Origin of the sequence: Micromonospora sp. NPDC050784 (assembly GCF_044456765.1) — a bacterium.
In the GTDB taxonomy this organism is placed as follows: Bacteria; Actinomycetota; Actinomycetes; order Mycobacteriales; family Micromonosporaceae; genus Micromonospora; species Micromonospora foliorum.
Map to the genome: position 1 here is coordinate 1 of NZ_JBITGG010000009.1, position 14487 is coordinate 14487.

Annotated in this window: 10 protein-coding genes; 7 read left to right on the forward strand and 3 right to left on the reverse strand. The window is 73.9% G+C overall.

Going from position 1 to position 14487, the window contains the following annotated elements; translation table 11 throughout:
• Nucleotides 1–128: 128 nt before the first annotated feature.
• The 3 genes from ACIBD9_RS14300 to ACIBD9_RS14310 form a co-directional block, all read right to left on the reverse strand.
• Nucleotides 129–716 (reverse strand): hypothetical protein, encoded by a 588-nt coding sequence (locus tag ACIBD9_RS14300; protein WP_396717566.1) that lies wholly within the window; start codon nucleotides 714–716, stop codon nucleotides 129–131.
• A 124-nt stretch (nucleotides 717–840) separates the two neighbouring features.
• Complete coding sequence (locus tag ACIBD9_RS14305; protein ID WP_396717568.1) at nucleotides 841–1389, reverse strand: SLATT domain-containing protein; 549 nt, start codon at nucleotides 1387–1389, stop codon at nucleotides 841–843.
• Nucleotide 1390: 1 nt separating this feature from the next.
• Nucleotides 1391–2158 carry a glycerophosphodiester phosphodiesterase family protein gene (locus tag ACIBD9_RS14310; protein ID WP_396717570.1) on the reverse strand — a complete coding sequence of 256 codons (768 nt, stop codon included), beginning with the start codon at nucleotides 2156–2158 and terminating at the stop codon, nucleotides 1391–1393.
• A gap of 130 nt (nucleotides 2159–2288) precedes the next feature.
• Here ACIBD9_RS14310 and ACIBD9_RS14315 point away from each other — a divergent pair, with 130 nt between their 5' ends.
• The 7 genes from ACIBD9_RS14315 to ACIBD9_RS14345 all read left to right on the forward strand — a co-directional run bounded on the left by ACIBD9_RS14315 (nucleotide 2289) and on the right by ACIBD9_RS14345 (nucleotide 14479).
• Nucleotides 2289–2669 (forward strand): YccF domain-containing protein, encoded by a 381-nt coding sequence (locus ACIBD9_RS14315; RefSeq protein ID WP_387166802.1) that lies wholly within the window; start codon nucleotides 2289–2291, stop codon nucleotides 2667–2669.
• A gap of 115 nt (nucleotides 2670–2784) precedes the next feature.
• Nucleotides 2785–3633 carry a thioesterase II family protein gene (locus ACIBD9_RS14320; RefSeq protein ID WP_396717573.1) on the forward strand — a complete coding sequence of 283 codons (849 nt, stop codon included), beginning with the start codon at nucleotides 2785–2787 and terminating at the stop codon, nucleotides 3631–3633.
• Complete coding sequence (locus tag ACIBD9_RS14325; RefSeq protein ID WP_396717575.1) at nucleotides 3630–10256, forward strand: condensation domain-containing protein; 6627 nt, start codon at nucleotides 3630–3632, stop codon at nucleotides 10254–10256. The genes ACIBD9_RS14320 and ACIBD9_RS14325 overlap by 4 nt, the downstream gene beginning before the upstream one ends.
• 11 nt (nucleotides 10257–10267) lie before the next feature.
• Nucleotides 10268–11656: an MFS transporter gene (locus ACIBD9_RS14330; RefSeq protein WP_396717578.1), complete on the forward strand. Its 1389-nt coding sequence runs from the start codon at nucleotides 10268–10270 to the stop codon at nucleotides 11654–11656.
• Nucleotides 11653–11883, forward strand: a complete 231-nt coding sequence (locus ACIBD9_RS14335; RefSeq protein ID WP_396717581.1) for an acyl carrier protein — start codon at nucleotides 11653–11655, stop codon at nucleotides 11881–11883. The genes ACIBD9_RS14330 and ACIBD9_RS14335 overlap by 4 nt, the downstream gene beginning before the upstream one ends.
• Complete coding sequence (locus tag ACIBD9_RS14340) at nucleotides 11880–13451, forward strand: hypothetical protein (protein ID WP_396717583.1); 1572 nt, start codon at nucleotides 11880–11882, stop codon at nucleotides 13449–13451. The genes ACIBD9_RS14335 and ACIBD9_RS14340 overlap by 4 nt, the downstream gene beginning before the upstream one ends.
• On the forward strand, nucleotides 13448–14479 hold the full coding sequence (locus ACIBD9_RS14345) for a 3-oxoacyl-ACP synthase III family protein (protein WP_396717585.1): 1032 nt from the start codon (nucleotides 13448–13450) through the stop codon (nucleotides 14477–14479). The genes ACIBD9_RS14340 and ACIBD9_RS14345 overlap by 4 nt, the downstream gene beginning before the upstream one ends.
• Nucleotides 14480–14487 lie beyond the last annotated feature (8 nt).

A 14487-nucleotide genomic window follows, 5' to 3' on the forward strand; every position in this document is an offset into this window, starting at 1 on the left:
CCGGCCGGGCGGCATCGGGGGGGCGGGCGGCGGGCCCCCGCGACAGCCCCCCCCCCCCCCCCCCCGGGGGGCCCCCGCGGCGGGCCGGGGGGGGGGGGGGCCCCGGGCCCCCCCGCCACCCAAAGTCCTCAGTGGACGGCGACGGGCGATTCGGCCCGCTCTCGCAGTAGCGGCAACGCCGGGGCCAGCGCCAACGCCATGCACAGGCCGCCGATGGGGAGCAGGTCGAGGGTGACCGCCGGCAGGACGATGCCGGCGAGGAGCAGCGGCACACTCCACCACGGCAGCCGCCGTCGCACGGCGAGCATCACCGCGAGAACGAGCAGGCCGAGGAAGAAGAGCTGGGGTACGACGTCGTAGAAGGCCCCCTCGACGCCGGGGATGTCCTTGAAGTCCGCGCCGAGCCTCGACATCTCGGCCCGGTCCTCGGCCAGGAGCCCTTCCACGATGTCCGCGCCGAACTGCACCATCGTCGCGGCGAGGCCGACCAACGTGCCGGCCACCACCCCGCTGCGCCATGGACTGCGGGGCAGCAGGCGGGACAGCGCGAGCACACCCGGGACGAAACACACCATGCCGGCGAGAGCGACCAGGTGCGCGGCCTGCCAGTCGAGCCCGGGGCCGTACACCCCGTCGGATTTCCCCCACAGCCGGACCAGGCCGTAGGCCACGATGCCGACCGGCCCGGCGATCACGTAGAGCGCAGCGCGTTTCATGCCAGCCATCATCTGGCCGCCGACGCCTGCCGACCTCCGGGAGCTTCCCTCGGGGGGCCCTGGATTTCGTCTCAGGTCTTCCACGGAGCAACCCCGAGGCTCCACCAACCGCCACGGGTCGCCGTCAGGGGCGGAAGGGCTTGCCGGTCAGCGCGGATTCCTCCGGGAAGGCCAGCGAGCTGAAGAACTTCTCCGTCTCCGCACTGCGGAGGCCTTCGATCTTCGCCAGCAGCGCCTCCGTCGCCGCGTAGGCCCGCTGCTCCCGTTCGGTCGGGTCAGCTGTCGCCTCGGCGCGACCGAAAGCGAGCTTCCACTGGTTGCTCGCCTCGATGAGCCCGAAATGGGTACGCCGCAGCAGCGCCCACATCTGATCCCACTGATAAAAGGTGCGAAGCGCGGTGGCCGTGGCGATGACGACGCCCGATACCGCGATTACGAGGTTCTTACCCGGGTAGCTGAAGCCGGCGAGCAGTGGCAGCGACGCACTGACGACGATGACCAGGATGCCGGTGGAACGAAACAGTCGACGGTGCCATTTCGCCCGCCAGTCGTAATGGTCCCGGAGCCTGTTGACGCTGTCTTCGGCCAAGGCGCGGTAGACCTGCAACGGATCGCCGGGAGCCGCGTTCTGCGACTCGGCGAGCAACCCGCTCTGTCCTTGGTCAACAGACACGTCACGATGCTAGATGCTGGCCCTGCGACGGTCTATAGCCCGAGAACACGATGTTGTCGGAGTATTGACGGGCGAACATCTCCCGCTCCGGCGAAGCGACCGGCCAGGCAATCACCGGAACACCGCGTCGACGCCACCAGGCCGTCAGACCGGACGGAAATGCGTCCACCTCGTAGGCCAGAAAATCGGGTCGGGTGACCAGGTTGCTGACCATACTGCGGCCCACCATCCGGGTCAGCGGCCCGGCGGTGCGCAGCAGCCCGCAGATTCGCCCCACCGGCACCCGGCGGTGCGCCGGCAGCTTCCGCACCGCGACCCGCAGCGCCGCCACGAGCAACGGGTCGAAGGACTCGACCGCGTACCGCCCCGGGTAGTCGGCGGTCTGCCGCAGCACCTCGTCGACGAGGTCGAAGTTGAGAGCGAGCGTCGGCCGTTTCAGCTCGATCAGCAGGGGCACCCGACCGGCGACCCGGTCCAGCACCTGCGAAAGGGTGGGAACCCGCTGGTCGGTGCCCTGCAACCGGAGCCGCTGCCGATCGGCCGGGGTCAGCTCCGCGGTGGCGATCGCCGCACCGGTGAGCGCCGTCAAGTCGTAGTCGTGGACGACGACGAGCTCGCCGGAGCGGGTGAGCTGCACGTCCAGTTCGCAGGCGTAGCCAGCGTCGGCGGCTGCCTCGAACGCCGCGAGCGAGTTGGCGGGTCGATTGTCGCCGGTCAGCCCGCGGTGCGCGATCGGGGTGTCGAGCAGCCAACGGTCGTCGGACGACACGCGATCCTCCGGAGCACGCCGTGGAAGGGTTTTCGCGTACCTTACAGCGGCCGGCCCCGGGGCGGCGGTGGGCGACGTCGTCGACTCGCTTCCGCCATGGCCGGTGGCGAGCATGTTTCATGCTGGAGTGGTGATTCGTTTCGTACTGAATGTGCTGTGGCTCGTCTTCGGCGGTGGCCTCGTGCTGGCGGTCGGCTACGGCATCGCCGCGCTGATCTGCTTCGTCCTGGTCATCACCATCCCGTTCGGCGTCGCGTCACTGCGCCTCGCGGTCTACTCGCTGTGGCCCTTCGGCCGCACCCTGGTGCCCAAGCCGGGCGCGGGCGTCGGCTCGGGGCTGGCGAACATCCTCTGGGTGGTGCTGGCGGGATGGTGGCTCGCGCTCTCCCACATCGTCGCGGGCATCGCCCTCTGCGTCACGATCATCGGGATCCCGTTCGGCATCGCCAACTTCAAGCTCGTGCCGGCCGCGTTCTGGCCCCTCGGCCGTGAGGTCGTCGAGGCGCCGTGACCCGCCCCGGGTCGGTCCACAACGGACCTCGCCCGGCCACCCGCAGCGCACACCGCAGCTAACCCTCATCCGACGCTAAGACCGCCGTCACGGGCGGTTCCTAGCGTGTGCGGGCATGGCGACACCACCCGTCGTCGCCGTGCTGAGCAGGAACGGGGTTCGCATGCCACCGCCGACGACCGCCACCCGACCGACCGGTGCCGCCGCCTGGTTGAGTTGCGCCGCGCCACGCCCGACCGCCCGGCTGCGGCTGGTCTGCCTTCCGTACGCCGGCGCCGGCGCCGGCGCGTACCGGCCCTGGTCGACGCTGCTGGGCGACGACGTGGAGGTGTGGACCGCGCAGCTGCCCGGCCGGGAACGCCGGCTGGCCGACCCGCCGCTGAGCACGATGGCCGACCTGGCGCCGCCGCTTGTCGACGCGATCGTCGAGCGGGTTCCGCCCCCGTACGCGATCTTCGGGCACAGCATGGGCGCCCTCATCGGGTACGAGGTGGCCACCCGCCTGCTCGCCCGGGGCGGCCCGGCGCCGCAGCGGCTGGTGGTCTCCGCGGCCCGCCCACCACAGGACAGCGCACCCGTGGGCTCAGCGTACCGACTCGACGACGCGGCGCTGACCCGGTGGCTGCGTGAGCTCGGCGGGGTGTCCGACGAGGTGCTCGCCGACGCCGGCCTGCTGGCGCTGATCCTGCCCACCGTACGGGCCGACCTGGCCGTCGTCGCGTCGTACCGACCGACCACGGTGACGCCACTGCCGCTGCCCGTGGACGCGGTGGCGGCGGCCGACGACCCCCTGATCAGCCCGGACGAGATGGCCGGCTGGGCCGCCTGCACCGCCGCCGGCTTCTCGCTGACCGTCGTGCCCGGCGGCCACCTCTACCTGCACGACTCCCCTCCCCCGCTGGCCCGCCTGTTGAGCGGTGCGCCGTCGGCGGTGGGCGCGGACGTCGAGGGGGTCACCCGGTGAGCCAGGACCTGCACCCGGACCTCGCCGGCCTCACCCCCGAGCAGCGGGAGCTGCTGGCGCTGCGACTGCGCCAGGCTCGTCCACAGCGCCCGGACGCCGCCACCACCTACCCGCTCTCTTTCACACAGGAGCAGCTCTGGTTCCTCGACCGCCTGGAGCCCGGCACCCCGGTCTACAACGTGCCGTTCGCCGAGCGGATCACCGGCCGGCTGGACGTCGCGGCGCTGCACCGGGCGGTGAACGCGGTGGTGGCCCGGCACGACGCGCTGCGGATCGTCTTCGTGCCGGCCGACGGCAACGGCCGGGATGGCGTCGCCGTCACCCAGCGGGTCCGCGACGCCATCGAGGTGCCGCTGCCGGTGGTCGACCTGACCGCGCTGCCGCCGGCGCAACGGCGGGACGCCGCCGACCGGGAGAGCGCCGCCCACGCGGCGATCCGGTTCGACCTCACCACCGGCCCGCTGCTCGCCGTCCGGCTGCTGGCGCTGGCCGACGACGAGCACCTGCTGCTGGTCGCCGCGCACCACATCGTCTTCGACGCCTGGTCGGCCGGCGTGTTCGTCGAGGAGGTGGTGAGCTGGTACGGCGAGTTCGCCGGTGACGTGCCGGCCGGACTGCCGGCACTGCCCACCCGGTTCGTCACCCACGTCGCCGCCCGCCGCCGGCCGGAAGCCGAACGGGAACTAGCCGGGCACCTGGCGCACTGGCGGGAGCGGCTGGCCAGCGCGCCGGCCCGCTCGACGCTGCCGCCGGACCGCCCCCGGCCGCCGGTGCAGACCCACCGCGGCCGCAGCCTGCCCTTCACTGTCGACGCCGCGACGACGGCGGCGCTGGGCGGGCTGGCCCGGTCGGCCGGCGCGACCGTCAACGCGGTCGTCCTGGCCGGGCTCAGCGCCCTGTTGCGTCAGGCCACCGGCCAGGATGACCTGCTGCTCGGCATGCCGGCCGCCGGTCGGGCGAGCACCGACCTGGAGCCGCTGATCGGCTGCTTCGCCAGCATGGTGGTGCTGCGGGTGGACGCGAGCGGCGACCCGACGGCGCGCGAGCTGGTGCGCCGGGTCCACCGCACGGTCAGCGAGGCGTACGCGCACCAGGAGGCCCCGTACGCGCGGGTGGTGGAGGAGGTCCGCCCGGTCCGCGACCCGAGCGTGAACCCGCTGTTCCAGGTGCTGGCCACGATGACCGACGGTGGCGTGGCGCGGCGGCAGGCGGCCGGCGTCACCTTCACGCCGGTGGCCGCCGAGAACGGCCTCACCGACTTCGACCTCTTCGTCAGCCTGACCGCGCACGGCGACCGGGTCGAGGGCGCTGTCGACTTCAACGCCGACCTGTACCTGGACGAGACGATCGCCGCGACGGTGGGCCGGCTGCCGGAGCTGCTGCGCGCCCTGGCGGACGCCCCGGAGCGGCCGTTGACGCAGGTGCCGGGGTTGCACCGGCAGCGGATCGCGCTGGCGGCCACCTTCACCGTCGACCCGGTACGCGACCCGGTGGACTTCTGGCTGCGCTTCCTGCGGGTGCCCGCCTCGGTCGAGCTGGTCGGGTACGGACAACTGCTGGCGCACCTGCTCGCCGGGCCGCCGGCCGACGCCACCGTGTGCCTGCTGCGCTGGGAGGACTGGCTGCGCCGGCAGGACCGCAGCGTTGGCGAGACGGCCCTCGACGCCGCCATGGACGACCTGGCGGCGGCGGTGGCGGCGTACCGGCGGCGCAGTGACGCCCCGCTGCTGCTGGTGGTCTGCCCCGCGTCGCCGGGTGTCGACCGGCGAACGGCCGACGGTCGGCTCGACGACCGGCTGACCGCGTTGGCCGCGCGTACCCCGGGCGTGCACGCGGTGTGGGCCGCCGATCACGCCGGCACCTACCCGGTGAGCGAGGTCAGCGACGAGCGCGCCGACGAACTGGGGCACGTGCCGTACACCGGCGAGTACTTCGCGGCCCTCGGCACGCTCGTGGTGCGCGAGCTGCGCCGAGCCGCCGGTCAGCCAGGCCGGCAGGTGCTTGTCGACGGCGATCGGCTGCCGGTCGACCGGCTCACCGAGGCGCTGCCCGGCCACGAGGTACGGGCCTGCCCGCCCGACGGTCTGGCCGCCGCGCTGGCCGCCGCCGACCCGGCGACGACTGTGGTGCTCGACACCGACGCGGAGACGGTGGCGGCGCTCCGGCGCGACCACCCGGGCCTGCTGGCGCTGGCGGTGCCCGCCGGCTGGGACGACGCGCGCCGATTTCTCGCCCACATCTGGCCGCTGGACCCGCCCGGGCCGCGGACCGGCGCCGGACTGGCCGCGCCGATCGGGCCGGAGCGGGCCGCGTACCTGGCCGAGGAACTGAGTACGGCCGCCGCCGTCGCCAAGCGGAGCCGACCCGCGCCGACCCGGACGGCCGGGCCGGACGTCGCGGAGACGGTCGCGCCGCGCACCCCGACCGAACGACGTCTCGCCGATCTGTGGGCCACCGCGCTCGGCGTCGAGCAGGTGGGTGTCACAAGCGACTTCTTCGGCCTCGGCGGCCACTCGTTGCTCGCCACCCATCTGCTGTCCCGGGTGCAGGCCGAGTTCGGTCGGGAGGTGTCGCTCTACACGCTGTTCACCAACCCGACCGTGGCCGGGCTCGCCGCGCTGCTGGACGCCGACACCGACGCCACCGCCCTCGCGCCGCTGGCTCCCGCCGCACCCGGCGCACCCGCCGTCGCGTCGTCGGCGCAGGTCCGGCTCTGGGCGCTCGACCAGCTCGGCGACGACGTGGTCCGGCACAACACCACCGCCGCCCTGGAGCTGCGCGGCGACCTGGACGAGGCGGCGCTGCGTCGGGCGCTGGACGACGTGCTGGCCCGGCACGAGGTGCTGCGGACCACCTTCCGGGACCGGGGTGGCGAGCCCGAGCCGGTGGTACGGCCGTACCTGGACCCGTGGCTGGAGACGCTGGACCTGACCGCGTTGCCAACGTCGAAGCAGGCCCGTGCGCTGCGCCGGGCGGCCGGTGACCTGGCCGCCCACCGGTACGACCTGGCCGCCGGCCCGCTGCTGCGGGCCCGCCTGGTCCGGCTGCCCGAGCACCGCTGGCACCTGCTGCTGGGCATGCACCACATCGTCTGCGACAACACCTCGTGGAGCATCCTGCTCGACGAGGTCGCCACCCGGTACGCGCACCACGCCACAGGCGTCGACGCGCCGCTGACGCCGCTGCCGGTGCAGTTCGCCGACTACGCCCGCCACCAGCGCGACTGGTTGGCCTCGACCGCCGTCGAGCCACACCTCACGTACTGGCGGGACCGGCTGCGGGACACACCGACCCTGTTGGAGCTGCCCACCGACCACCCGCGCCCCGAGGAGCGCTCCGACGTCGCCGGCTACCAGTCGCAGCGGATCGCCGCCGGTCTCGGTGCGGCCGTCCGGGAGCTGGCCCGCGCCGAGGGCGTCACCCCGTTCGCCGTCCTGCTGGCCGGCTTCGCCGCCCTGCTGCACGCCGAGAGCGGCCAGTCGGACCTGGTGCTCGGGGTACCCACGGCGGGCCGGGAACGGGCCGAACTCGCGCCGCTGATCGGTTGCTTCGCCGACCTGCTGCCACTGCGGGTCGACGTGGCCGGCCGGCCCACGTTCCGCCAGCTGGTGGCCCGGGCGTACCGGACGGCGCGGGAGGCGTACCGGCACCAGGGGTTGCCGTTCGCGTCCATCGTGGAGGCCTTGGGGCTGCCCCGGCAGGCCGCGCACCACCCGCTGTTCCAGTGCGTGCTGAACGTCATCGACGGCCCCGACGAGGTGCCGGAGTTCGCCGGGCTGACCGCCACCGGGGTGGAGGTGCCGAGCGTCGGGGTCGATTTCGACCTGTTCCTCAGTCTCACCTGGCAGGGCGACGAGTTGCACGCCGACCTGGCGTACCGCGCCGACCTGTTCGTCCCGGAGCGGATGGTCCGACTGCTGACCGGGCTGGGGCGGGTGCTCGACGACGGGGTGCGGCGGCCGGACGAGCCGGTGGGCGGCGGGACGCGACCCGCAGCGACCTCGCTCAGGCCCGCGCCGGCGACGCCCCGCCTGGTGGTCGGCGGCACTGTCGAGCTGCCCGAGCTGGCGGCGACGGTCCGCTTCTGGACGCAGCTGCTCGGCCTGCCGTACGCCCTCGGCCAGCTTCCGTCCGGGGCGCTGCTGCGGCTGCTCCGTGATCCGGCCGCCGGCCTGGCGACCACCGCCCGGGACCGCAACGTGCTGGTGCTGCGCTGGGACGACCGGCTGGTGCCCGGCCCGCTCGGCGCGGCGGCCGTCGCGCTGCGCGACTTTCACGGTGAGCTGCTGGCGGCAGTGGACGTCTACCGCGCCCGGAGCGCAGCCCCACTGACCATCGTGGTCTGCCCCGCCGCACCCGCCTACCGGACGCCACCGTGGGAGGCGCTCTTCGCCGAGCTGACCGGGCGGCTGCGCGACGCCCGGCCCGAGCTGGACGTCGTGTCGGTGCAGGCGTGGGCGCGGCGCTACCGGGTGCCGGAGCTGAACGCGAGCGACGAGTGGTCACCGGAGCTGTCCGCGGTCGCCGGGACCCTGCTGGTACGGCGCGCGGTGCGGCATCCGGCGGTCGGCCGGCTGGTCGTACCGGCCGGGCCGGTGCCACACCAGGCGGAGCTGGCCCGGCTGCTCGCGACCCAGGCCGGGACCGGGCGCGAGGTGCTGCTCAGCTCGGCGCCGCTGGCCCCGGAGCTGTCCGCGCTGGTCGCCGCCGGGATCATCGGGTACGCCCCGACCCCGCCGGTCGACGCCACGACGCTGCTCCTGCACCCGGCCACCGAGCCCGGCCCCACGGACACCCGGGCGCTGTCCTTCGACCCGGCGACCGGGCCGGCGCCGCTGCTGCGCGGCCTCTGGTCACTCGACGCGGCCAGCTCGACCGACCCCGACGAACCGGTCGACGCGCTCGCGCCCGGTCTGCTTGCCGAGGTGGCCACCGAGCTGGCCGACGCGGCGGCCGTGCGGGCCGCCGTCGCCGACGGGTACCGCCGGTCGGCCGACCGAGCCGCCGCCGCCCCCCGCACCGAACGGGAACGCCAGCTCGTGGCGATCTGGTCGGAGCTGCTGCGCACCAACCAGCTCGGCATCCACGACGACTTCTTCGCCGTCGGCGGTGACTCGCTGCTCGCCATGCAACTGGTGGCCCGCTGCGCGACGGCCGGCATCGACGTCACACCCCGCCAGCTCGTCCGCCACCCCACCGTCGCCGACCTGGCCGCCAGCCTCGGCGAGCCGGCGGCGACCGCGTTCGACGCCGAGCAGGGCGAGGTGCGCGGCGACGCGCCGCTGACCGGAGCACAGCGCTGGTTCACCGACCTGCTCGCCCCCACGATGACCCGGCCCGCCCTCTTCAACCACCCCTACTACCTGGAGCTGGCCCGTCCGCTCCCGCCCGAGCTGCTCCGCGAGGCGGTACGCCGGCTGGTCGCCCAGCACGACGCGCTGCGGCTGCGGTTCACCCGGCTCGCCGACGGGAGCTGGCGGCAGCACCACGCCGACCCGGCCGACGCCGTGCCGTTCGTCAGTCACGACCTGACCGGCGTGCCGGTGCAGGAGCGGGAGGCGGCGGTGCAGGCGCGCTGCGCCGAGGCGCAGACCTCGTTGGATCTCGGCGTCGGCCCGCTGACCCGGGTGGTGCACTTCCGGCTCGGCCCGGAGCTGCCCGACCGGCTGCTGATCGTCAATCACCACCTGGTGGTGGACGCCGTCTCCCGCGGTCTGCTCCTGGCCGACCTGGAAACCCTCTGCGGCAAACTGGAACGCGCCGAGGACCCGGCCCTGCCGGCGAAGACCACGTCCTACCGCGCCTGGGCACGGCGGCTGGCCGAGTACGCCGGTTCGACGCGGCTCGCCGAACAGCTGCCGTTCTGGCTCGCCCAGGCCGACGACGGTGTGCTGCGTCGACTCGCGGACGAGCCGGAGACCGGGCCGTTCCGCCTCGGCGACCTGGGGTTGGCCACCGTGACGCTGGACGAGGCAGCCACCAGCGGGGTGCACGCCGCCGCACGGCGCCTGCGGGCCAGCGTGCGGGACCTGCTGGTGTGGGCGGTGGCGGACACCATCGCCGGGCGCACCGACGGCGGCGCGGTGACCGTGGCCACCACCGGCCACGGCCGCGAGGCGCTCTTCGACGACCTGGATGTGAGCCGCACGACCGGCTGGTTCCAGGTGCTCTACCCGCTGCGGTTGCAGCTGCCCTCCACCGCCGACCCGACCCGCTCGGTGCGCTCGGTGATCCGGCAGCTCGCCCGGGTGCCGGACAACGGCATCGGCTACGGGCTGCTGCGCCACCTCTGCCCCGACGAGGAGGTACGCACCAGGCTGGCCGCGACCGCACCGCCGATGGTCGCGGTGAACTACATGGGTGGCTTCGGGTTCGACGACGTCGCCCCGGCCAACCAACTCCTCGACGTCTGCGCGGCGCCGTTCGGGCCGACCGAGGACAGCGACGGGCACTGGCCCTTCCCCTTCGACGTGACCGGGTCGCTCACCGGCCCTCGGCTCCGCGTCGACCTGAGTTACGCCACCCCGGCCTTCCGGTCGGGGTCCGCTGAACACCTGCTCGACGGCATCCGGACCAGCCTGCTGCGCCTGGCCGGAAACCACGGGCAACCGCCACGGCAGTAGGAGGAGACCCCATGGCGTTCCGACGCCCGACCCGGTTCGCCGGGTTCACCACGATCTGGTTCGGCCAGCTGCTGTCGGCGCTCGGCACCCGGATGACGAACTTCGCCCTGAGCATCTGGGTGTGGGACGCCACCGGCCGGGCCTTCGACCTGACCATGCTGATGGCGTGCGCGTTCGGCGCGACAGTCATCTTCAGCCCGATCGCCGGCGCGCTGGTGGACCGGTGGGGGCGGCGACTGACCATCGTGCTCAGCGACATCGGGTCCGCGGTCACCACCGCCGTCGTGCTGCTGCTCTTCCTCACCGGCTCGGTCGAGGTGTGGCATCTCTACCTGGTCAACCTGGTCACCGGCGCGTTCCTCGCGTTCCAGCTGCCGGCGTACCAGGCGACCATCACGGTGATGATGGAGAAGGGCCAGTACCCGCGGGCCAACGCGATGATGTTCGCGGTCCGGACCATCCCGGTGATCTTCGCCCCCGGCTTCGCCGCCGCGCTGCTCGGCCTGATGGACATCAAGGTCATTCTGTTCATCGACGCGCTGTCCTACGTGGTGGCGATCGGCGCGGTGCTGCTCGTGCAGCTGCCGCCGGTGCCCCGCTCGACCCAGCCGGACGACGGCGGCTTCTGGTCCGACACGGTCTACGGCTTCCGCTACATCCTGGCCAGCCGGGCCTTCACCGGGCTGGAGGCGATCATGTTCGCCATCAACGTGCTCGCGGCGGTCGGCTTCGCCCTGCTGGTGCCACAGATCCTCGCCCGCACCGACAGCAGCACCAACGCGGTCGGGTTGGTACAGACCATCGGCGCGGTCGGCGGCGTGGCCGGCGCCCTGCTGCTGGGGCTGCTACCGAACACCCGGCACAAGATCCGCCGAATGCTCGTCGCCATCCTGGTCTTCAGCGTCCTCGGTCGGATCATCTACGGCGTCGGGGACAGCATCATCGTCTGGTCGGTCGCCCTGCTCTTCCTGCACCTGTCCATCCCCTTCATCGACGGGTACGCCCAGTCGGTCTGGCAGGAGAAGGTGGAACCGTCGCACCAGGGTCGGGTCTTCGCCGCGCGGCAGTTCATCGAGGACCTGGCGTACCCGGGTGGCACCGCGCTGGCCGGCATCGCCGCGGACCGCTGGTTCGAGCCGATGATGCGCGACGGCGGGCCCGGGGTGCCGTACTTCGGTTGGTTGGTGGGGAGCGGACCGGGCGCCGGCATGGGCCTGATCTTCGTGATCGTCGGCCTGTTCGGCATCGGCGTCGCGGCGGCCGGCTTCGCCTCACCGAGCATCCGCCGGATGGAGGTCGACCTGCCCGACTACGACGAGACCCCCGCCGTGCCCGCGCCGCTGCCGGCACCGACCGGCACCGACGAGCTGACCGACGACCGCGCGGTGGTGGCGAAGTGACGCTCACCGAGGTGGTCGCCGGGGTGCTGGAGGTCGACCCGGCCCAGGTCACCGACGACTCCGGACCGCAGACCATCGGCACCTGGACGAGCCTGCGGCACCTGCAACTCGTCGTGACTTTGGAGGAGGTCTACGGGCTCTCCTTCGCCTTCGAGGACATCCGCGACGTCCGCAGCGTCGCCGACCTGCGCGCCGTGCTGCGGGCCAAGGGCACGGAGGCCGCATGAGCGCCGACCTGCTCGCCCGGCGCACCCGCTGGCAAGCCGTCACCCGGCAGCGCCCCGAGCCGGTACTGCGCGTGGCGCTGCTGGCCAGCTACACGGTGGACCCGCTGGTGCCGTACCTGGGGTTGGGCCTGCACGACGCCGGGCTGCCCGCCACCCTCAGCGTCGGCCCGTTCCAACAGGTCGTGCAGCAGTGCCTGGCCACCGACGGCTTCCTCGCCGAGACCCGGCCGGACGTGCTGGTGGTGGTGCAGCGGCTGGAGGAGGCCGGCGACCCCGGCCCGGCCGGCGCCGACTGGGCGACGGAGCTGCTGGCCGGCGCGGAGGCGGCGGTCACCGCCGCGCGTCGCCACGGCGCACTGCTGGTGTACGTGCTGCCTGCCGTCCCCGCCGCCCGCCCGTACGGCCCGGCCGACGGGATGCACGCCGACGGCGTGACGGCCAGCGCCACGGCGGTCCGGGAGCGACTGCGTGACCGGCTGGCCGGGGACCCGGGCGTGCTGCTCGTCGACGCCGACGAGGCGGTGCGGGAGGTGGGGGACGGACGGGCGTACCACCCGGCGCTGTTCCGGTTCGCCAAGGTGCCGTACGTCGAGGAGGTCTTCGGGCGGCTCGGCGCCGCCGCGTCCACGCTGGTGGGTGTCTTCTTCGGCGCGGTCTGCCGGGCGCTGGTGCTCGACGGCGACGGGCTGGCCGGTGCGGCGCACCTGCTGCCGGCGCTGCGGGAGCTGCGCGAGGCGGGCGTACGCGTGGCGCTGCGCGCCAGCGGCCCCGGGTGCTGGTCGACCGGCGACGCCGTGGAGCTGCTGCCGGTGCTGGACGGCTGGGTCACCGACGACCGTCCGCTGGCCGATCAGCTCGCCGAGATCGCCGCCGAGCTGGACGTCGCGCCGAACCAGCTCGTGCTGGCCGGCACCGGCCCCACCGAGGGGTACCGGGTGGCGCTCGGCGCGGACCCCCGGAACTGGTCGGACGAGCTACGCGCGGCGGGGCTCACCCACCGGCTGCCCAGCCGACGCTGGAGCGGGGGCACACCCGCACCGACCACCGCCTCGACCGCGCTGTCGCTTGACGACTTCGTGGCCGGCCTGGACGTCCAGGTCGACTACCGACCGGTGACCGCCGACGCCGTCGCCGAGGTCGCCGAGGTGGTCGCACGGGCGCACGACTTCGCCCTGGCCCCGGCCCCGCCGGCCGCCGCGCTCGCCGAACGGGCCGGTGACCTGCTGGCGGTGCGGGTACGCGACCGGCTCGGCGACTACGGCACGTCGGGGCTCGTCGCGCTCGACCGGTCCGTCCACCGGTGGACGGTCGACGTGTTCTCGCTCTCCTGCCCGGTGCTCGGCAAGGGCGTCGAAGCGGCGGTGCTCCGGGAGCTGACCCGGCGCGCCAAGCTGGCCGGCGCCGACGAGGTGCTGGTCCGCTGGACCGACACCGGTCGCAACGGCACCGCCCGACGTTTCCTGGCCGACCTGGACGCCGTCGTACCCGCCGATCCGGGGGTCCGGCTGCGCACCGCCCGCGCCGACGAGACAGCGGCGGCGGACCGGGTCACGGCGGTGCGGCGATGAGCGCGCCGCCGCCGGTCGGCGTCGGGGTGGCCGCCCTGGCGCACGTCCTCGGCGAGCAGGTCGACGTGGCGGCGGCCGCCGCCGCGTACACCGAGGATCTGGACCGGGTGCGGTCCTGGGAGTACCGGGGGTTTCACCGGGCCGGGCCCGGCGTCGGGGTCACCGACCTCGCGGTGGTGGCTGGCGCCACCGCGCTGGACCGGGCCGGGTTGTCGGCCGCCGACGTGGACCTGGTGGTGCTGGCCATTCCCGACCTGGCCGAGTACCTCTACTGGGACCCGGCCGCCCACACGCAGGCGCGGCTCGGCGCGCACCGGGCCGAGGCGGTGCTGCTCAACCAGGCCTGCGGCGGTGGGGTGGCCGCGTTCGACACGGTTGCCGGCCGGTTCGCCACCCACCCGAAGTATCGAACCGCCCTGCTGATCGGGGCGAATCGGGTCGCCGAGCCGTACTGGAACCGGATGGAGGTCAACACCAGCATCTTCTCCGACGGCGCCGCGGCGGCGGTGCTGGTCCGCGACCACGGCCGGTGCCGCTGGTTGGCGACCGAGACGATCAGCGACGGCCGGTACGCGGGGTTCATGCGGATGCCGGTCGGCGGCGCTGCGCGGCCGTTCACCCCGGACGGCGACACTCCCCGCGTCGGTGACCCGGCGGACCGGCTCAACGAGTTCTTCGCCGGTGACGTGCGGAAGATGTTCGGCTTCGTCGCCACCATCCGGGAGCGCAACCGGCAGGTGGTGGAGGCGGCCTGCGGCCGGGCCGGCGTGACGCTGGCCGACGTCCGCCGGTTCCTGCACTTTCACGACAACGCCCGCCAGTTCGCCGAACTGGCCAAGGACCTCGGCGTGGAGCTGGAGCGGACCAACGTCGAGCTGGCCCTCACGCACGGCCACGTCGGCTGCGCCGACCAACTGATCGGGCTGGAGCACCACCTCGGCACCGGCGAGCTGACCGACGGGGATCTCGTCGCCCTGACCAGCACCGGCAGTGGCATGCACTGGGTCTGCACCCTGCTGCGGGTCTGACCGGCCGT

Bases quoted from the DNA above. Each gene is read 5' to 3' on its own strand.
- ACIBD9_RS14340 (WP_396717583.1), top strand. From the start codon at position 11,880: ATGAGCGCCGACCTGCTCGCCCGGCGCACCCGCTGGCAAGCCGTCACC.
- ACIBD9_RS14330 (WP_396717578.1), top strand. From the start codon at position 10,268: ATGGCGTTCCGACGCCCGACCCGGTTCGCCGGGTTCACCACGATCTGG.
- ACIBD9_RS14345 (WP_396717585.1), top strand. From the start codon at position 13,448: ATGAGCGCGCCGCCGCCGGTCGGCGTCGGGGTGGCCGCCCTGGCGCAC.
- ACIBD9_RS14320 (WP_396717573.1), top strand. From the start codon at position 2,785: ATGGCGACACCACCCGTCGTCGCCGTGCTGAGCAGGAACGGGGTTCGC.
- ACIBD9_RS14300 (WP_396717566.1), bottom strand. From the start codon at position 716: ATGAAACGCGCTGCGCTCTACGTGATCGCCGGGCCGGTCGGCATCGTG.